This window comes from Nonomuraea glycinis, from assembly GCF_014646515.1.
Classification (GTDB): domain Bacteria; phylum Actinomycetota; class Actinomycetes; order Streptosporangiales; family Streptosporangiaceae; genus Nonomuraea; species Nonomuraea glycinis.
The window spans coordinates 205719-223930 of sequence record NZ_BMNK01000017.1; the positions used below are offsets into that span (position 1 = coordinate 205719).

Annotated in this window: 19 protein-coding genes and 1 riboswitch; of the genes, 13 read left to right on the forward strand and 6 right to left on the reverse strand. The window is 73.2% G+C overall.

Annotated elements, in window-relative coordinates; all coding sequences use genetic code 11:
* Nucleotides 1–30: 30 nt before the first annotated feature.
* The 6 genes from uraD to IEY87_RS36340 are packed head-to-tail and all read left to right on the forward strand — an operon-like array spanning nt 31 to nt 4384.
* The gene (uraD, locus tag IEY87_RS36315; protein WP_189143363.1) at nt 31–540 is read left to right on the forward strand and encodes a 2-oxo-4-hydroxy-4-carboxy-5-ureidoimidazoline decarboxylase; all 510 of its coding nucleotides are present in this window, start codon (nt 31–33) and stop codon (nt 538–540) included.
* Nucleotides 537–836: a hydroxyisourate hydrolase gene (gene uraH, locus IEY87_RS36320; RefSeq protein ID WP_189143364.1), complete on the forward strand. Its 300-nt coding sequence runs from the start codon at nt 537–539 to the stop codon at nt 834–836. The genes uraD and uraH overlap by 4 nt, the downstream gene beginning before the upstream one ends.
* Nucleotides 837–1697, forward strand: coding sequence for a factor-independent urate hydroxylase (gene pucL, locus IEY87_RS36325; protein WP_189143365.1), 861 nt, complete (start codon nt 837–839; stop codon nt 1695–1697). It begins immediately after the preceding gene.
* A gap of 4 nt (nt 1698–1701) precedes the next feature.
* Nucleotides 1702–2562, forward strand: coding sequence for an FAD binding domain-containing protein (locus tag IEY87_RS36330; RefSeq protein WP_189143366.1), 861 nt, complete (start codon nt 1702–1704; stop codon nt 2560–2562).
* Nucleotides 2562–3035, forward strand: coding sequence for a (2Fe-2S)-binding protein (locus IEY87_RS36335; protein WP_189143367.1), 474 nt, complete (start codon nt 2562–2564; stop codon nt 3033–3035). The genes IEY87_RS36330 and IEY87_RS36335 overlap by 1 nt, the downstream gene beginning before the upstream one ends.
* 5 nt (nt 3036–3040) lie before the next feature.
* A complete protein-coding gene (locus IEY87_RS36340) occupies nt 3041–4384 on the forward strand; it encodes an 8-oxoguanine deaminase (protein ID WP_225277984.1) in 1344 nt (447 codons plus the stop codon).
* A gap of 81 nt (nt 4385–4465) precedes the next feature.
* Here the strand turns inward: IEY87_RS36340 and IEY87_RS36345 are convergent, their stop codons facing one another.
* Complete coding sequence (locus IEY87_RS36345) at nt 4466–5614, reverse strand: winged helix DNA-binding domain-containing protein (RefSeq protein ID WP_225277961.1); 1149 nt, start codon at nt 5612–5614, stop codon at nt 4466–4468.
* 137 nt (nt 5615–5751) lie between these two features.
* Here IEY87_RS36345 and IEY87_RS36350 point away from each other — a divergent pair, with 137 nt between their 5' ends.
* The 3 genes from IEY87_RS36350 to alc are packed head-to-tail and all read left to right on the forward strand — an operon-like array spanning nt 5752 to nt 9202.
* Nucleotides 5752–6894, forward strand: a complete 1143-nt coding sequence (locus IEY87_RS36350) for a glycerate kinase (protein ID WP_225277960.1) — start codon at nt 5752–5754, stop codon at nt 6892–6894.
* A gap of 55 nt (nt 6895–6949) precedes the next feature.
* Nucleotides 6950–8257, forward strand: a complete 1308-nt coding sequence (allB, locus tag IEY87_RS36355) for an allantoinase AllB (RefSeq protein WP_189143368.1) — start codon at nt 6950–6952, stop codon at nt 8255–8257.
* Nucleotides 8258–9202, forward strand: coding sequence for an allantoicase (alc, locus tag IEY87_RS36360; RefSeq protein WP_189143369.1), 945 nt, complete (start codon nt 8258–8260; stop codon nt 9200–9202).
* A 6-nt stretch (nt 9203–9208) separates the two neighbouring features.
* Here alc and pknB read toward each other — a convergent pair whose 3' ends face one another.
* The 4 genes from pknB to IEY87_RS36380 all read right to left on the reverse strand — a co-directional run bounded on the left by pknB (nt 9209) and on the right by IEY87_RS36380 (nt 13498).
* The gene (pknB, locus tag IEY87_RS36365) at nt 9209–11110 is read right to left on the reverse strand and encodes a Stk1 family PASTA domain-containing Ser/Thr kinase (RefSeq protein WP_225277959.1); all 1902 of its coding nucleotides are present in this window, start codon (nt 11108–11110) and stop codon (nt 9209–9211) included.
* 180 nt (nt 11111–11290) lie between these two features.
* The gene (locus IEY87_RS36370; RefSeq protein WP_189143371.1) at nt 11291–12046 is read right to left on the reverse strand and encodes a thiazole synthase; all 756 of its coding nucleotides are present in this window, start codon (nt 12044–12046) and stop codon (nt 11291–11293) included.
* A complete protein-coding gene (thiS, locus tag IEY87_RS36375) occupies nt 12039–12251 on the reverse strand; it encodes a sulfur carrier protein ThiS (protein WP_189143372.1) in 213 nt (70 codons plus the stop codon). The genes IEY87_RS36370 and thiS overlap by 8 nt, the downstream gene beginning before the upstream one ends.
* Nucleotides 12248–13498 carry an FAD-dependent oxidoreductase gene (locus IEY87_RS36380; RefSeq protein ID WP_225277958.1) on the reverse strand — a complete coding sequence of 417 codons (1251 nt, stop codon included), beginning with the start codon at nt 13496–13498 and terminating at the stop codon, nt 12248–12250. The genes thiS and IEY87_RS36380 overlap by 4 nt, the downstream gene beginning before the upstream one ends.
* Nucleotides 13489–13605, reverse strand: a riboswitch (TPP riboswitch). (Overlaps the previous gene by 10 nt.)
* Before the next feature lie 59 nt (nt 13606–13664).
* On the opposite strand from IEY87_RS36380, the gene IEY87_RS36390 reads away from it, so the two are divergent.
* Genes IEY87_RS36390 through thiE form a run of 3 tightly spaced genes read left to right on the forward strand, consistent with a single transcriptional unit; the run spans nt 13665 to nt 15864 of the window.
* Nucleotides 13665–14828: an NAD(P)/FAD-dependent oxidoreductase gene (locus tag IEY87_RS36390; protein WP_225277957.1), complete on the forward strand. Its 1164-nt coding sequence runs from the start codon at nt 13665–13667 to the stop codon at nt 14826–14828.
* Between the two features lie 30 nt (nt 14829–14858).
* Nucleotides 14859–15233 carry an Rv2175c family DNA-binding protein gene (locus IEY87_RS36395; RefSeq protein WP_189143374.1) on the forward strand — a complete coding sequence of 125 codons (375 nt, stop codon included), beginning with the start codon at nt 14859–14861 and terminating at the stop codon, nt 15231–15233.
* The gene (thiE, locus tag IEY87_RS36400; protein ID WP_189143375.1) at nt 15211–15864 is read left to right on the forward strand and encodes a thiamine phosphate synthase; all 654 of its coding nucleotides are present in this window, start codon (nt 15211–15213) and stop codon (nt 15862–15864) included. Before IEY87_RS36395 ends, thiE begins: the two co-directional genes overlap by 23 nt.
* A 108-nt stretch (nt 15865–15972) precedes the next feature.
* On the opposite strand, the gene IEY87_RS36405 is transcribed toward thiE, so the two are convergent.
* On the reverse strand, nt 15973–17040 hold the full coding sequence (locus IEY87_RS36405; RefSeq protein ID WP_189143376.1) for a polyprenyl synthetase family protein: 1068 nt from the start codon (nt 17038–17040) through the stop codon (nt 15973–15975).
* Nucleotides 17041–17144: 104 nt separating this feature from the next.
* Here IEY87_RS36405 and metF point away from each other — a divergent pair, with 104 nt between their 5' ends.
* Nucleotides 17145–18062, forward strand: a complete 918-nt coding sequence (gene metF, locus IEY87_RS36410; protein WP_189143377.1) for a methylenetetrahydrofolate reductase [NAD(P)H] — start codon at nt 17145–17147, stop codon at nt 18060–18062.
* Nucleotides 18063–18212: the final 150 nt, after the last annotated feature.

Below are 18212 nucleotides of genomic sequence, written 5' to 3' on the forward strand. Positions count from 1 at the left end.
GGGCACCACCCGCGTGTGTCTACTCGTGTCATGCCCAACACGCCCCCCGGCCTGGCCGGCTTCAACGCCCTCGACCCGGGCGACGCGGAGAAGGAGCTGCTCTCCTGCTGCGCCAGCCACGCCTTCGCCGAGGCGGTGGCCGCCCGCCGCCCGTTCCAGGACGCGGCCGCGCTCGCCGACGCGGCCGGCGCGGCGGTGCGCGAGCTGACCTGGCCGCAGGTCCTGGAGGCGCTGGCCGCGCATCCGAGGATCGGCGAGCGGGCACGCGGCCCCGCCAAGGAGTCGGCGTGGTCCCGGCAGGAGCAGTCCGGCGTCGAGGAGGAGCTGCGCGCGGCCCTGGCGGAGGGCAACCAGGCCTACGAGCGGCGCTTCGGCCACGTCTACCTCATCTGCGCCACCGGCCTGACCGGCGGCGAGATGCTCCGGCGGCTGCGCGAGCGACTGACCGCCGACGAGGAGGGCGAGCGGCGCACGGTCCGCGAGGAGCTCGCGAAGATCACCCGGCTGCGCGCCGGCAAGCTGGTGGGGGAGGCCGGATGAGCTTCTCCACGCACGTGCTGGACGCGGTCACCGGCCGGCCCGCCACCGGGCTGCTCGTCCGGCTGGAGCACGAGGGCGGGGTGGTCGCCGAGGGGCGCACCGACCGCGACGGCCGGATCGGCGGCTGGGAGCCCGAAGCGGGCGTGCACCGGGTCGTCTTCGACACCGGCGGCTATCTGACGGACACCTTCTATCCCGAGGTCGTCATCACCTTCACCGTGACCGACCCCGGCGACCACTATCACGTGCCGCTGCTGCTCAGCCCGTACGCCTACTCCACCTACCGAGGGAGTTAGATGTCGATCGTTCTCGGACCCAACCGCTACGGCAAGGCGGAGACCAGGCTGGTGCGGGTCGTCAGGGACGGCGGCCGCCACCACATCAAGGACGTCAACGTCAGCTCCAGCCTGTCCGGCGACATGGCGGCCGTGCACCTGACCGGCGACAACGCCGCCGTGCTGCCGACCGACACACAGAAGAACACCGTGTACGCCTTCGCCAAGCGGCACGGCGTGGACCAGATCGAGGACTTCGCGCTGCTGCTGGCCCGGCACTTCGTCGAGGCGCACCCGACGATCCGGCACGCCAGGGTGGAGATCGAGGAGTACGGCTGGGACCGCCGCGGCGAGCACTCCTTCGTCCGCCGAGGCGGCGAGGTGCGCACCTGCGTGGTCCACCACGACGCCGACGGCCGCACCACCGTGGTGTCCGGGCTCAAGGACCTGGTCGTGCTCAACTCGACCGGCTCGGAGTTCCACGGCTTCCTCACCGACGAGTACACCACCCTCCAGCCCACCACCGACCGCGTCCTGGCCACCGCGGTGACCGCCCGCTGGCGGCACACGGGCGGTGGGCGGGACTACCTCGACTCCTACGACGCCGTACGCGACTGCCTGGTCCAGGCGTTCGCCGAGACGCACAGCCTGTCCCTCCAGCAGACCCTGTACGCGATGGGCGAGCGCGCGCTGACCGCCCGCGCCGAGATCTGCGAGGTCAGGCTGGCGATGCCGAACAAGCACCACTTCCCGGTGGACCTGTCGCCGTTCGGGCTGGACAACGACAACGAGGTCTTCTTCGCGGCCGACCGTCCGTACGGCCTGATCGAGGGCAGTGTGCTGCGGGAGGACGCCCCTGATGCCGGATTCGCCTGGGAGTAGAGCGATGGACTTCTTGCGGCCCACGACGTGGGCGGAGGCGCTGGCCGCCAAGGCGGACCAGCCGGACGCGGTGCCCCTCCAGGGCGGCACCGACGTGATGGTGGAGATCAACTTCGCCGTGCGCCGCCCGGTGGCGCTGCTGGACCTCACCCGGGTGGCCGAGCTGGCGACCTGGTCGGAGCAGGACGGGCGCTACCGGGTGGGCGCGGCGGTGCCGTACAGCACGATCATCGGTGAGCTCGGCGGCGCGCTGCCGGGACTGGCGCAGGCGGCGCGGACGGTCGGCTCGCCGCAGATCCGCAACCGCGGCTCCGTCGGCGGGAACCTGGGCGCGGCCTCGCCGGCGGGCGACAGCCATCCGCCGCTGCTGGCCGCCGACGCGGTGATCGAGGTGGAGTCGCGGGACGGCGGCGTCCGGCTGATCCCGGCGGCGGAGTTCTATCTCGGCGTCAAGCGCAACGCGCTGCGCCCGGACGAGCTGATCAGGGCCTTCCACGTCCCGGCGGCGAGCGGTCCGCAGTACTTCTCCAAGGTCGGCACCCGCAACGCGATGGTGATCGCGGTCTGCTCGTTCGCGGTCGCGCTGCATCCCGGGGACAGGCGGGTCGGCACCGGGCTGGGCTCGGCGGCGCCCACGCCGCGCCGGGCGCTGGAGGCGGAGGAGTTCCTGGCCGGTGCGCTCGACTGGGAAGCGCCGCTCGACCCGGCGGTGCTGCGCCGCTTCGGCGAACTGGCCGCGCGGGCCGCCTCGCCGATCGACGACGTACGCGGCACCGCCGGCTACCGCACGCACGCCATCAGCGTGATGGCCCGCCGCACGCTCACCTGGGCGTGGCACGACCATCTGGGAAGGAGGGCCGCCTGATGCGCGTCAGCTTCGTCGTCAACGGCCGCGAGGAGACGGCCGACGACGTGTGGGAGGGCGAGAGCCTGCTGTACGTCCTGCGCGAGCGGCTCGGCCTGCCCGGCTCCAAGAACGCCTGTGAGCAGGGCGAGTGCGGATCCTGCACGGTCTACCTGGACGGCGCGCCGGTCTGCGCCTGCCTGGTCGCCGCGGGGCAGGCCGACGGCCGCCAGGTGCGGACCGTCGAAGGGCTGGCCGAGGGCGACCGGCTGGATCCGCTGCAGGAGGCGTTCGTGGAGTGCGGCGCGGTGCAGTGCGGCTTCTGCACGCCCGGCCTCATCGTGCAGGCGCACGACCTGCTCGAACGCGTCGCCCGGCCCTCGGACGCGGAGATCCGCGAGGCCCTGGCGGGCAACCTGTGCCGGTGCACCGGCTACGAGAAGATCCTGGACGCCGTGCGGCTGGCGGCCACGCGGAAGGCGGACTCCAGGTGACGCTGATCGAGAACGTGCACATCGCCCCGGTGATCGGACCCGAGATCGAGTCCGGATATATCCGCATCGAGGGGGATCGGATCGCCGAGCTCGGCCCCATGGCGCAGTCGCCCGGCGCGCCGGGGACGACCCGGATCGACGCGACCGGCTGCCTGGCCACCCCGGGCCTGGTCAACACCCACCACCATCTCTACCAGTGGGCCACCCAGGGGCTCGCCCAGGACGCCACCCTGTTCGAGTGGCTGGTCGCGCTGTACGAGGTGTGGGCCGCCATGGACGCCGAGGTGGTGAAAGGGGCCGCGTCGGCGGGCCTCGGCCATCTGGCGCTGTCCGGCTGCACCACCTCCAGCGACCACCACTACATCTTCCCCAAGGGCCGCGGCGACCTGTTCGCCGCCGAGATCGAGGCCGCCCGCGAGCTGGGCCTGCGCTTCCACCCCGCGCGCGGCTCGATGGATCGCGGGCAGTCGGCGGGCGGGCTGCCGCCGGACGTCGTCGTGGAGGAGCTCGACGAGATCCTCGCCGCCACGGCCGAGGCCGTCGACACCTACCACGACCCCTCCTTCTCCTCCATGCTGCGCGTAGCCGTCGCGCCCTGCTCGCCGTTCTCGGTGAGCGCCGACCTGATGACCGAGGCCGCCCGGCTCGCCAGGGACAAGGGCGTCCGCCTGCACACCCACCTGGCCGAGACCCTGGACGAACAGGAGCACTGCCTGGAGCAGTTCGGCATGCGGCCGGTCGACTACATGGACAAACTCGGCTGGCTCGGCCAGGACGTGTGGTTCGCGCACGCGGTCCACCTCAGCGACGGCGACATCGCCAGGTTCGCCGCCACCGGCACCGGCTCGGCGCACTGCCCCTCCTCCAACGGACGCCTGGGGGCCGGCATCGCCCGAGTGTCGGAGATGCTGCGGCGCGGCGCGAACGTCGGGCTCGGCGTCGACGGCAGCGCCTCCTCCGAGCTGACCACGATGGCCGGGGAGATGCGGCAGGCGCTGCTCTTCCAGCGCGCCAGGTACGGGCCGAAGGCGCTGTCGGCCCGGCAGGCGCTGGAGCTGGCCACGCTGGGCGGCGCCCGCAACCTCGGCCGCCAGGACGAGCTCGGCTCGCTGGAGCCGGGCAAGCTGGCCGACCTGGCGCTGTGGCGGGTGGACGGCCCGTTCACGGCGGCCGTCGACGACCCCGTCTGCGCGCTGGTCTTCGGGCCGCAGCCGCCGCTGGCCCGGCTGCTGGTGGGCGGGCGCACGGTGGTGGAGGACGGCGAACTGCGCACCGTCGCGCACGACGCCACCGGCCGGGCGGGCGCCGAGGCCCACCGCCGCCTGATGCGCCTGGCCGCCGCCCGCTAGCACCGCGCCCGCCCGCCGGACCGCGCCCGCCCGCCGGACCGCGCCCGCCCGCCGGAGCGGGCGCTGGGTCCGTCCCGCAAGTCAGCTCGACAGCTCCCGTTCCAGCGGGGTACGGAAACGAGGAGTGACCGTGATCCCGCCGAGCCACGCGGCCAGCCCGGCCACCTCGGCCTCGATCGCCGCCCTGGCGTCCGCGCCCACGTCCGTCAGCGGCCGCCACGCGAGCTCGCCGTCGGCGCGCTGGGCCCAGCCGCCCACCACCTCGCCGTTCCACCACACGGTCGGTCCCACGTTGCCGGTGCGGTCGAACAGCTCGGCCCGGTGAGCCGGCGGCAGATACCAGTCGCGGGCCTGCCAGCCCATCGGCGTTGGATCGAGCGCGGGCAGCAGCGCCGCCCACGGCTCCGGGTCCGGCACCTCGCCCAGGTCGTCGGCCAGGACGAGGCCGGTGCCGTCCGCCAGTTCGACCTCGACCGCGCCGGTGGCGGCCAGCGCCTCGCGCACCTGGCCCAGCGACCAGCCGGTCCACCACTTGAGATCGGCCTCCGTGCCCGGCCCGAACGCGGCCAGCCACCGCCGCACCAGCTCCGCCCGCGCCTCGTGCGCCGCGAGCTCGGCCGGCGGCGGGCTGACGCCCCACCGGTGCAGGCCGCTGATCCACGTGCCGGCCGGGCGGCCCCGCCGCACCAGTCTGCCCTCCATGGCCATGACGTTCAGCAGGCGGCCGCCCACGCTCTGCGTCCCCTCGTAGGGCTTGCCCACCGCCACCCTGAACTGCTCGCGCAGCCGCGGCTCCAGCCCGCCCAGCTCGCTCGCCGTCGCCTCGCCCACCTCGGCCAGCGAGCGCAGCACCGAGCCGGCCACGTCGTCCAGCCACGCCTCGTCCCTGCCGTTCTCGGTGAGCACCTTCACCAGCGACCTGCGCTCCCGCACCGCGATCGCCCGGGTCGAGGAGTGCTGCACGACGGGCACCAGGTCCGCCGGGACCACGAACATCGTGCGCCGCATGCCGGTCATCCGGGTCAGCGTGCGATCCTCGTACAGCGCCCTCTCGACCGGCTCGGGGCCGGGCGCGGTCAGTCGCGCGCCCGCCGACAGGAACACGGTGGCGGGGTCGGTGGCGTGCAACGCCACGACCGCCCGTGCCGCCTCCTCGACGCTCGCCGCCTTGCGCGCCAGCCGGTGCCGCACGCCCAGCCGGGCGCGCCTCTGCGCGGTGGAGATCCGCACGAACCCCCTCCTTTCGATTCGGTACGGCGGAGCCTAGACGAGGTGGGCCGTGGGCGGTTCGGGGCGATCAAGGCCGAGGTGTGATGATGGGGCATGGCCGGCCCCGGCCCCCGTGTCGTCTCGTGTGGGAGTGCGCAGTGGTTGAGCATGTGCTTGTCGCCCCGGACAAGTTCAAGGGTTCGCTGACGGCGGCCGAGGTCGCCGCCGCCGTGGCGGGGGCCCTGGCGGTCCCGGCGGTCGAGCTGCCCGTCGCCGACGGCGGTGACGGCACCGTCGACGCGGCCGTGGCCTGCGGCTTCACCCGCGTCACCCGAACCGTCACCGGCCCGACGGGCGAGCCGGTCGAAGCGTCCTACGCCAGGCGCGGCGACACCGCCGTGGTCGAGCTCGCCGAGGCGTCCGGCCTGCGCCGGCTGCCCGGCGGCCCCGAGCCGCTGACCGCCACCAGCCACGGCACCGGCGAGCTCGTCGCCGACGCCGTCCGGCAGGGCGCCACCCGCGTCGTGCTCGGCCTGGGCGGCAGCGCGTGCACCGACGGGGGAGCGGGCCTGGTGCGGGCACTCGGCGCCCGCTTCCTCGACGCCGCCGGCGCCGACCTGCCGCCCGGCGGGGCCGCGCTGCGCGACCTGGAGCGCATCGACATCTCCGGCCTCCTGGACCTGTCCGCCGTGGAGTTCGTCGTCGCCTCCGACGTGGACAACCCGCTGCTGGGTCCGCACGGCGCGGCGGCCGTCTACGGCCCGCAGAAGGGCGCCGGCCCGGACCAGGTCCGCGTGCTCGAAGCCGCGCTGTCCCGCCTGGCCGCCATCGCCACCCGCACCCACGGCCTGGTCGGCGCGATCGAGCACGACGACCGGCCGCGCCCCATGGGCGTCGCCGGAGCCCCCGGCGCCGGCGCGGCGGGCGGCGTCGGCTTCGCCGCGCTGGCCTTCCTGCACGCCGACCTCCAGCCCGGCATCGAATACCTCCTCGACCTGCTCGGCTTCAACGACCTCGTCAGGGGCGCCCGGCTGGTGATCACCGGCGAGGGCTCGCTCGACGAGCAGTCGCTGCGCGGCAAGGCGCCCGTCGGCGTCGCCCAGGCCGCCGCCAAGGCGGGCGTCCCCGTGGTCGCGGTCTGCGGCCGCCGCACGCTCAGCGACGCCGACCTCCAGGCGGTGGGCATCATGGCCGCCTACGCGCTCACCGACCTGGAGCCCGACCCCGACCGCTGCATGGCCCAGGCCGCCGCGCTGCTGCGCGACCTGACGGCTCGCCTGGCCGCCGACCACCTCGCATGACCATCGCCCCCGGACCCGGCGCCGTAGCGGTGCCCGCGAGAAAGACGGTGCCCGCGTGACCGGATACGACCTGGTCATCAGGTCGCGCAGGACCGTGACGGCCGGCGGGGAGCAGGCCCTGGCCGTCGCCGTCCAGGACGGCAGGATCGCGGCGCTGCACGCCTACGACGCGGCGCCGCCGGCGGCAGAGGAGATCGACCTGCGGGACCTGGCGCTGCTGCCCGGCATGGTCGACACGCACGTGCACGTCAACGAGCCCGGCCGTACCCACTGGGAGGGCTTCGCCTCCGCCACCAGGGCGGCCGCCGCCGGCGGCGTCACCACCATCGTCGACATGCCGCTCAACTCGCTGCCGCCCACGGTGAGCGTGGCGGCGCTGGCGGCCAAGGTGCGCGCCGCCGAGGGACAGTGCCACGTGGACGTCGGGTTCTGGGGCGGGGCCGTGCCGGCGAACGTCAAGGAGCTCAGGGCGCTGCACGAGCAGGGCGTCTACGGCTTCAAGTGCTTCCTGTCGCCGTCAGGGGTGGAGGAGTTCCCGTCGCTCACGCCGTCGCAGCTGCGGGCGGCGATGACGGAGATCGCCGCCTTCGACGGCCTGCTCGTCGTGCACGCGGAGGATCCGGCGCTGCTGACCGAGTGCGACGGCCCGACGTACGAGCAGTTCCTGCGGTCGCGGCCGGGCGCGGCCGAGCGGAGCGCGGTCCAGCGGGTGGTCGAGCTGGCCCGCGAGACCGGCGTACGGGCGCACATCCTGCACGTCTCCAGCGCCGAGTGCCTGGACGTGCTGGCCCGGGCCCAGGCGGACGGGGTGCGGATCACCGCCGAGACCTGCCCGCACTACCTGACGCTCGACGCCGAGCAGGTCCCCGAGGGCGACACGGCCTACAAGTGCTGCCCGCCCATCCGCTCGGCCGCCAACCGCGACGTGCTGTGGGAAGGGCTCGCCGGCGGCGTGCTGAGCTGCGTCGTCTCCGACCACTCGCCCTCCACCCCCGACCTCAAGGTGCCCGACTTCGCCGCCGCCTGGGGCGGCGTCGCCTCCCTCCAGCTCGGCCTGCGGGCGGTCTGGACCGAGGCGTCCCGCAGAGGGCACGGGCTCGGCGCGGTGGTTCGCTGGATGTCGGCCAACCCCGCCGCGCTGGCCGGGCTGGCGGGCAAGGGCGGGATCGAGCCCGGCAAGGACGCCGACCTCGTCGCCTTCGACCCGGCGGTCACCGAGCCGGTGGACGTCCGGCGGCTGCACCACAAGAACCCGGTCACGCCCTACCACGGCCGGGTCCTCAAGGGCGCCGTCCTGACCACCTGGCTCCGGGGCCGGCCGATCGACGGCACACCGTACGGACATCTGCGCTTTGGAGATTAGATGCACTCCTTCACCCGCCTGCCCGACCTCGCGCTCCGCAGCCACGGCGGCTCGGTCGTCGCCGCCAGCGACGAGTCCTTCGCCGACAAGGAGTGCCTGATCCGGCCCGGACGTCCCGCCTTCCAGGCGGAGACGTTCGGCAGCAAGGGGCAGGTGTACGACGGCTGGGAGACGCGCCGCCGCCGCGAGCCCGGCCACGACTGGGCGCTGGTACGGCTCGGCATGCCGGGGGTGATCCGCGGCGTGGTGATCGACACGGCCTGGTTCAAGGGCAACTATCCGCCGTACGCCTCCGTCGAGGCGGCCGAGGTGGCGGGCCACCCGTCACCGGCCGAGCTGGCGGCGGCCACATGGGTGGAGATCGTGCCCAGGAGCGCGCTGGGCGGCGACGCCGAGCACCACTTCAAGGTCGACGGGGATGGCCGCCACACCCACGTGCGGCTGAACATGTTCCCCGACGGCGGCATCGCCCGCCTGCGGGTGCACGGCGAGGCGCGGCCGGACCTGTCCGTGTACGACGGGCTCGGCCTCGACCTGGCGGCCCTGGCCAACGGCGGCCTGGTGACCGCCTGCTCCGACGAGTTCTACTCCTCGCCCAACCACGTCCTGGCGCCCGGCCTGGCCCGCCACCAGGCCGAAGGGTGGGAGACCGCGCGCCGCCGCGGCGCGGGCAACGACTGGCTGGTCATCCGCCTGGCCGGGCGCGGCCTCATCCGCCTGGCCGAGATCGACACCACGAACCTGCTGCACAACGCCCCCGGCTGGGTGTCGCTCACCGGACTCGACGGCGACCGGGAGACGGAGCTGCTGCCGAAGACCAGGCTCCAGCCCGACACCCCGCACCGCTTCCGCCTCCGGCACACCGAGCCGGTCGGCCAGGTGCGCGTCGACATCTACCCCGACGGCGGCCTGGCCAGAGTGCGCCTGCACGGCATCCTGGCCTGAACGGCGTCACTGCCAGAGGTAGACCTCCGAGCCGGGCGGACGCTCGCTGCTGGGCGCCGGGCGCTGGTAGCGCACCACGCCGCTGTTGCCCAGGTTGCGCACCCGCACCTGGAAGCCCTGCGCCTGCAGCTCGGCCTTGGCGTCGTTGATGTTCTTGCCCATCACCTGGGGCACGATCCGCGACTCACGCTCGCCGCCGTCGTCGCCGTCCACGCTGTTGTCGCGGCCCCACCACTGCCAGAAGTCCTGCTGGCAGCGGGCCACCGTGATCATGGCCGGCGCGCCCTTGTCGACCTCGGACTTGGCCTTGGGCGACTGCGCGATGACGGTGCACGGCTCGGCGTCGTCGTCGACCTCGGCGACCTGCACCGCGAAGCCCTGCTGGCCGAGGAAGGCGGCGGCCTCGTCCTTCGGCATGCCGCCGACGTCCGGCATCACCATGCCGGCGCTCACGTAGAGGTCGACCTTGGCGCCTTCCTTGACCTTGTCGCCCACCTGGGGCGAGGTGCGGATCACCGTGTTACGGGCGATCTCGAGGTTCTGCAGGCGCCTGACCTTGGCCACGGTGAGGCCGGCGGTGGCGATCGCGTTGCGGGCGTCCTGCTCGGACATGCCCTGGACCTTGGGCACCAGCACGCGCTTCGGCCCCAGCGAGGGCACCAGCGTGATGGTCTGCCCGCTCTCGACCTCGGTCTTGGGCGCCGGATCCATCTCCAGCACCAGCCCCTCGGCCACCTTCTCGCTGTGCTTGCCCGCCACCTTGACGATCTTGAAGCCGAGCGTGCTGGCGTTCTGCTCGGCCACCGCGATGTTCTTGCCGACCAGGTCGGGCACGATGGCGTAGCTCCGCTGGGAGAAGTAGAGCCCCGTCGCCGCCACCGCCACCACCATGACGGCGGCGAGCACCACCAGGAACCAGTTGACCCGGAACCGGTCGCGGCGCGGCGGCGGCGCCTCCTCGATCCGCGGCTGGATCATCGTGTGGGCGGGCGCGGCCCGCGGCGGCATCGTGTGCGGCCGGGAGTGCTGCGGCGAGCGCGACGCCGGCGGGTCCGTCAGCCGGGGCAGCATCCGGTGCACCTCCACGGCGGCCACCAGCATCGCGGTCGCGTCGGCCGGGCGGTCCTGCGGGTCGCGGGCCGTGGCGTGCGCCACCAGCGAGTCGATCAGCCGCGGCACGTCGTGCACCACCGACGACGGCGCCGCCACGGTGTCGTGCACATGCCGGTAGGCCACCGACATGGGGGTCTCGCCGTCGTAGGGCTGCTGGCCCGTCACGAGCTCGAACAGCATGATGCCCGCGGCGTAGACGTCGCTGCGCACGTCGGCGCCGCCGGTCGTCACCTGCTCGGGCGACATGTAGCCGATCGTGCCGATCATCACGCCGGTGCGGGTCTGGTTGGTCGCCTCGATCGCCCTGGCCAGGCCGAAGTCCACGACCTTGACCCGGCCGTCGTCGGTCATCAGCACGTTCTCGGGCTTGACGTCACGGTGGACGAGCCCGGCCTGGTGGGCCGCGCCGAGCGCCGCGAGCACCGGGATCATGATCTCCAGTGCCTCTCGGGCCGGCACCCTGCCGCGCTCGCGCAGGATGTCGCGCAGCGTCTTGCCGGGCACGTACTCCATCGACAGGTAGACGACGTCGTTGTCGGTGCCCTGGTCGAAGACGTGCACCACGTTGGGATGGGAGAGACTGGCCACCGACTTGGCCTCGCCGATGAACCTGCGCACGAACGCCGGGTCCTCGGCGAGCGAGCGATGCATGACCTTCAGCGCGACCGTCCGGTCCAGCCGGACGTCCAGCGCGAGGTAGACGGTCGCCATACCGCCCCGGGCGATCAGGGACTCGATGCGGTAGCGCCCATCGAGCAGCCGGCCGACCAGAGGGTCCGCTGTCGTCGTGTCCACCCCGCCGAGTTTACGGGCGTTTCGCCCTCGGGAGGGCCTGACCATCCGAAACCGATGCGGACCCGTGCCCGTTCCGGGGTTTCCCGGCGAGTCCTCCGGAGCCGCACGTGGTTTCAGCGGTCAGTGCCGGCCTCACAACCGGCGGTGACCGCGCTGGTCAGCGCCGGCGACACCGTGACCTCAGGGGGTCAGGGGTGAGGAGGCTTCGGCGTAGCGACGTCGTGGGATGCGGCCCGCCTGCCACGCCTGCCGGCCGGCCAGCACCGCGCCCTTCATCGCCGTCGCCATCAGATCCGGCCGCTGCGCCCTGGTGACCGCCGTCGCGAGCAGCACGGCGTCGCAGCCGAGCTCCATCGCCAGGGCGGCGTCGCTGGCCGTGCCGATGCCCGCGTCGAGGATCACCGGCACGCCGGCCGCCTCCACGATGAGCTCGATGCTGTGCGGGTTGCGGATGCCGAGCCCCGAGCCGATCGGCGAGCCGAGCGGCATCACCGCCGCGCAGCCCGCCTGCTCCAGCCGGCGGGCGAGCGCCGGGTCGTCGCCGATGTACGGCAGCACCACGAACCCGTCGGCCACCAGCCGCTCGGCCGCGTCGAACGTCTCGATCGGGTCCGGCAGCAGGGTCCGCTCGTCGGCGATGACCTCCAGCTTGACCCAGTCGGTGCCGAGCGCCTCCCTGGCCAGCCGCGCCGTCAGCACGGCGTCGCCGGCGGTGAAGCAGCCCGCCGTGTTGGGCAGCACCCTGATGCCGCGCTCGCGGAGCACGTCCAGCACCGAGCCGCGGGCACCGGGGTCGAGCCGCCGCATCGCCACCGTGGTCAGCTCCGTGCCGGACGCCGCCAGCGCGGCGTCGAGCACCTCCAGCGAGGGCGCGCCGCCCGTGCCCATGATGAGCCGGGAGGAGAACTTCTCCCCGGCGATGATCAGATCATCCACCTTGCACCGCCGTCAGCACCTCCACGCGGTCGCCCTCGCGCAGCGCCGTGGTCTCCCACGAGCTCCGCGTGACGACCTCACCGTTCACGGCCACCGCCACACCGGTGGTGGCCCCTCCTGGCCGAGCCGTCAGATTCTGTACGGCCTGCGCCACGGTCATGCTGTCAGGCACCTCGTGCGCGGCCCCATTGACCATCAGTTTCATGAAATATCCCGGAATCTAGCGGGTGAACACAGTGTCGCGAGATCGGCATCCTCGCCCTGCACGATCGCGGCCGTGACGGGAGTCAGCAGCACCCCGCCGCGGAAGTGCCCGGTGGCCAGTGTGAGGCCCGGCGTCCCGCTCGGCCCGATGATCGGCAGATTGTCCGGTGTCCCCGGGCGCAGCCCCGCCACCACGTCGGCCACCTCCAGCTCGGTGACGCCCGGCACCAGCTCCCTGGCGTCCCGCAGCAGCTCGTACAGGCCGCCCGCGGTCACCCTGGTGTCGAAGCCCAGCTCCTCCTGGGTGCCGCCGACCACCAGCTCCCCGTCGCCGCGCGGCACCAGATAGACCGGCGTCCCATGCACCAGGCCGCGCACGCACCGGCCGAGCAGCGGCTGTGCCGAACGCAGCCGCATGATCTGCCCTTTGACCGGACGTACCGGCACGTTCGCCAGCTCGCCGCTCCACGACCCGGCCGCCAGCACCACCCGCTCGGCCGGGATCTCCCCGGGGCTCGCCGGGGGCGCCAGCCGTACCCCGGTGACCCGGTCGCCGTCGCGCAGCAGCTCGCTGACGCGCGCCGGCACGAGCGGCACGCCGCGCCGCTCCAGGGCGGCGAGCAGCGCCGTGGTGACGCGGCGGGGGTCCACCCAGGCGTCGGTCGCGGCCAGCAGCCCACCGCGTACGGAGGGCGCCAGCATCGGCTCCAGGCGGCGGCACTCCCGGCCCGTCAGCCGCTCGACCGGCAGGCCCAGCTTCTCCATGAAGGCGGCCAGCTCGCCCAGCGCGGCCAGATCGTCGGCCCCGAACGCCACGTCGAGCATGCCATCGGCCCGCAGATCCAGCCCAGCCCTGGCAGCGGCGGAAATCCCCCCGCCGAAGAAGCCTCCGGCCGAGTCGATTCCTCCGGTCGTGCCGGCGCCGCTCGTTGCCTCACCCCCGTCACCGGCCCCGGTGGCGCCGCTCGGGAGGGGGCTTGGGGTGGACGCCGGGTCGTGCGGGGGCAGGGCGGCGTCGGCGGCGAGTTCGGCGGCGAAGGCGGGCCAGCGGCTCAGGGAGGCCAGGCCGAGCCTGAGCAGGGGCTCCTCGGTGTAGGTGACCTCGCTGACCGGCGCCAGCATGCCCGCCGCGGCGTGCGAGGCGCCGGAGGCCGGGGCGGGATCCACCACGGTGACCGGACGGCCCTCGCGGGCCAGGCGCCAGGCGATCGACAGCCCGATGATGCCGGCTCCGACGACCACATCCATGGTCCGCTCCCTTCGCCGGCATGACCCGGATCAGGTGTCTTGCGGTCGAAGGCCCGGTCAAGCCTTCCTCTCAGCCCGGTATCGGCCGGACTCCCGCGCGTCTTACGTCCCCCACCTTACGGCCTCGACGCGACGACCCGGCACGCCCCCCGTTATGGTCATTTACGTGAATCGTGTCGTGGTGGTAGGAGCGGGTCTGGCGGGCGTGCGCAGCGTCGAGGCACTGCGTGCGCGGGGCTTCGACGGCAGGATCACGTTGATCGGTCAGGAGCGGCACCGGCCCTACGACCGTCCACCCTTGTCGAAGGCCGTGCTGCTCGGCGACTCCGACTCCAGCTATGTCGACTCCGACCTGTCCGCGATGGGGATCGACTTCCGGCCCGGCGTCTCGGCCAAGGCGCTGCGCGCGGACGCCGTGGAGACCACCGAGGGCGAGCTCGCCTACGACGGGCTGGTCATCGCCACCGGGACCGAGCCGATCACCCTGCCCGGCGACGGCCCCCAGCACGTGCTGCGCACCCTGGACGACTCCCTGGAGCTGCGGGCGAGGCTCGTTCCCGGCGCCCGCGTGGCGGTCATCGGCGCGGGCTGGATCGGCGCGGAGGTGGCCACGGCCGCCCGCCGGGCCGGTTGCGCGGTGACGGTGATCGAGGCGTCCTCCGCCCCGCTCGCGCTCGCGGTCGGCGAAGAGATCGGCGCCCGCACCTTGAGCTGGTACGACGACATCGACCTGCGGCTCGACACCATGGTCGGGTCGGTGGACGAGGGCGGCGTGGAGCTGGTCGGCGGCGGGTTCGTGCAGGCGCACGTGGTCGTCGCCGGGATCGGCGTGCGCCCGGCCGTCGAATGGCTGGCCGACGCCGACATCGACCTGCACAACGGCGTCGTCACCGACGAGCACCTGCGCACCTCGATGCCGGGCGTGGTCGCGGTGGGCGACTGCGCCGCCTGGTGGTCGCGCCGCTACCAGGCCAGGCTGCGCGTGGAGCACTGGGACACCGCGCTGAGCGCGCCCGAGGTCGCCGCCGCGACCCTGCTGGGGGAGAAGGCGGTCTACGACCCGGTCCCCTACTTCTGGTCGGAGCAGTTCGGCCACATGATCCAGTACGCGGGCCACCATCCGGCCGGCCGGCGGCTGCTGTACCGGGGCACTCCGGAGGGCAAGTGGTCGGCCTGCTGGCTCACCGACGAGGACACCCTGGCCGCGGTGCTGTCCGTGGACCGGCCCCGCGACCTCGTCCAGGGACGCCGGATCATCGACGCGGGTCACCGTCTGGACACGGAACGCCTGGTCGATCCAGACGTACCCCTACGAGATTGTGTTGTTTGAGCAAGCACGGCGTGTGGTAGTTGTGGTTTCGTGACGCTTTCTGTTGCACAGATCGACCGGGAGACCGACCAACTCGTTGACGAGTGGCTCACTCTCCCCGAAGTGGCCCAGCGCCTGGGGCTTCCCCTGGGGCGGGCCAAGCAGCTCCTCAAGGATCACAAGCTGCTCGGCGTAAGGCGGGGCAGCGGCGGGCCACAGGTGCCTGCGGTGTTCCTTGAAGGAAAGGACGTGATGAAGGGCCTCCCCGGCACACTCACCGTGCTGCAGGACGCCGGCTACGACGATGTCGAGGCGCTGCGCTGGCTCTTCACCCCCGACGACTCGCTGCCCGGTTCGCCCGTCCAGGCGATCCAGGCCGGTCGTCATACAGAGGTGAAACGGCGTGCCCAGGCCCTCGGTTTCTGACGCTCGCCTCTACCTGTGCACCGATGGTCGGCGCGACCGTGGTGACCTGGCCGACTTCCTCGACGCGGTCCTCACCGCGGGCGTGGACATCGTCCAGTTGCGGGAGAAGGGACTCGAGGCGCGCGAAGAGCTCGCGCTGCTCGAGGTCTTCCGTGACGCCTGCGACCGGCACGGCCGGCTGCTGGCGGTCAACGACCGGGCCGACATCGCCTACTCCGCCCATCCAGACGTGCTCCACCTGGGGCAGGACGACCTTCCTGTGACCGTCGCGCGAGAGATACTCGGCGACGACATCATCATCGGACGGTCCACCCACTCCACCGCCGAGGCATCCGCCGCGGCTGTGGAGGAGGGCGTCGACTACTTCTGCTGTGGCCCGATCTGGCCCACGCCGACCAAGCCCGGCCGGCACGCGCCCGGACCGCCGCTGCTCCGGCACGCGGCGTCGCTGGGCGTGGACCGGCCGTGGTTCGGCATCGGCGGCATCGACCTGGCCAACCTGGACGAGGTCATGTCGTACGGCGTGTCCAGGGTCGTGGTCGTGCGCGCGATCACCGACGCGGAGGACCCGGGCGCGGCCGCGGCCGAGTTCGCCAAGCGGCTCACCGGGGCCCGGCCCGCTTCGCCGTAGAGCCGAGACGGCCGAGCCCTTCGCGGGGCTCGGCCGTACTGGCCCAGGGAGCCCGTCGCGCCGTACAGGTCCGGGGAGTCCTTCGCGGGGCTCGGCCGCTCGTGCTGGTCAGGTTCTGCGGGAGGTGGCCGCGACGGCGAGGTCGGCCAGGGCGGCGCGGGCCTCGGGCGTGATCGGCGCCTGTTCGAGTGCGGCGAGCGCCTCGGTCAGATAGTCGCCGATCAGGTCCTCGCACTCCCGCAGCGCGCCGGTGCCCTCGATGATCTCGCGCAGGGTGGCCACGCCCCGCTCGTCGAGGTGCCGGTCGCCGAGGAGGCCGCGGACCGTGCTCGCCTGGTGTGCGGAGGCGGCGGCCAGCGTGCGGGCCACGAGCATCGTCCGCTTGCCCTCGCGCAGGTCGTCACCCGCCGGCTTGCCGGTCCTGGCGGGGTCTCCGAACACGCCGAGGATGTCGTCACGCTGCTGGAAGGCGATGCCGACCCGGGTGCCGTAGGCGGTGCACAGCTCGTCCATCCACGGCTCCAGCTTGCCCGCGGCCAGCACCAGGCCGAGCCGCAGCGGGTGCTCGACGGAGTATTTGCCGCTCTTGTAGAGCGCGACGCGCAGGGCCGACTCGACGGTGTTCTCGCCGGCGGCCTGCTCCAGCAAATCCAGATACTGCCCGCACATCAGCTCGGTGCGCATGTGGTCGTGCACCGGCTGGGCCGCCGCCAGCGACTCCGGAGGCAGGCCGCTGGTGCGCCACATCTCGCCCGACCAGATCAGCAGCAGGTTGCCCAGCAGGATCGCGGCACCCTCGCCGAACTGCTCGGCCGAGCCCTGCCAGCCGGACTTCCCGTGCAGCGTCTCGAAGCGGCGGTGCGCGGCCGGCATGCCCCTGCGCAGGTCGCTCTTGTCCATCACGTCGTCATGCACGAGGGCGCTGGCCTGCAGCAGCTCCAGCGAGGCCGCCGCAGTGAACACGCCGGGCTCGTCGGTGCCGCCGGCGGCGCGCCAGCCCCAGTAGCAGAAGGCGGGGCGCAGGCGCTTGCCCCCTGACAGCAGGTCCGCCGCGGCCGTGCGGAGCGGCTCGAACTCGGCTCCGCCGGGGGTGTGGAGCTGCCGTTCGACGAACTCCCTCAGGCGACGGTCCACCTGGGCGCGCAAGTCGTCCATGTTCGCGGCATCTGTGCTCATGCCTTGAGACTAGTGGCCGGGCATCGGCGGCAGGAGAGCGCCTCATATCGGCTGATTCCTCTGCGGCGGGAGGTGCCGGCCGGGCAACGGGTAACCTTGGTCGCATGGCGCTTGGTCGACCCTCCGTCCTCCCCGATCGTGTTCCCACCGTTCGCGAGCTCCTCGCCTCGGGCGGGCGGTCGTTCTCCTTCGAGTTCATGCCGCCCAAGACCGACGAGGGGGAGCGGCAGCTGTGGAAGGCGATCAGGGAGCTGGAGTCGCTGCGGCCGACGTTCGTCTCGGTGACCTACGGCGCCGGCGGGTCCACCCGTGACCGCACGGTCGACATCGTGGAGCGGGTGACGCGGGACACCACGCTCACGCCCGTCGCCCACTTCACCGCCGTCGACCACTCCATCCGGGAGCTGCGCCACCTGATCGGCCGCTTCGCCGACGCCGGCGTGCGCAACATCCTCGCCGTGCGCGGCGACCCGCCCGGCGACCCGCTGGCGGAGTGGGTCAAGCACCCCGAAGGCGTCCTCTACGCCGAGGAGCTGGTCCGGCTGATCCGCCAGGCCGGCGACTTCTGCGTGGGCGTGGCCGCCTTCCCCTACAAGCACCCGCGCTCGCCGTCCATCGAGTCCGACACCGAGCAGTTCGTGCGCAAGTGCCAGGCCGGCGCCGACTACGCGATCACGCAGATGTTCTTCCAGGCCGAGGACTACCTGCGGCTGCGTGACCGGGTCGCGGCACGCGGCTGCGACACCCCGATCATCCCGTGCATCATGCCGGTGACCCGGCTGAGCACGATCGCCCGCTCGGAGCAGCTGTCCGGCGCGCCGTTCCCGCCCGACGTGGCGGCCCGGTTCGAGGCCGTCGCCGACGACCCGGCGGCGGTGCGCAGCCTCGGCATCGACCACGGCGCCGAGCTGTGCCAGCGGCTGCTCGACGAGGGCGCGCCGGGCATCCACTTCATCACCTTCAACCGCTCCAGCGCCGCCCGTGAGGTGTTCCAGCGCCTGCAGCCCGCACCGGTGCCCTGATTTCTGGTTCGACCGTCTGAGATTTCCTGTGCTTACCCAGGCCCGTGTGGGTTGGGTGTCGCGGGTGGCGTGGCGTGGCGGGTGCCGGTTCCGTACTCGGTGAGTGGGAGTACGGGGCTGGCTTTCGCTTTGTGGAAGCCGGTCCGGTGG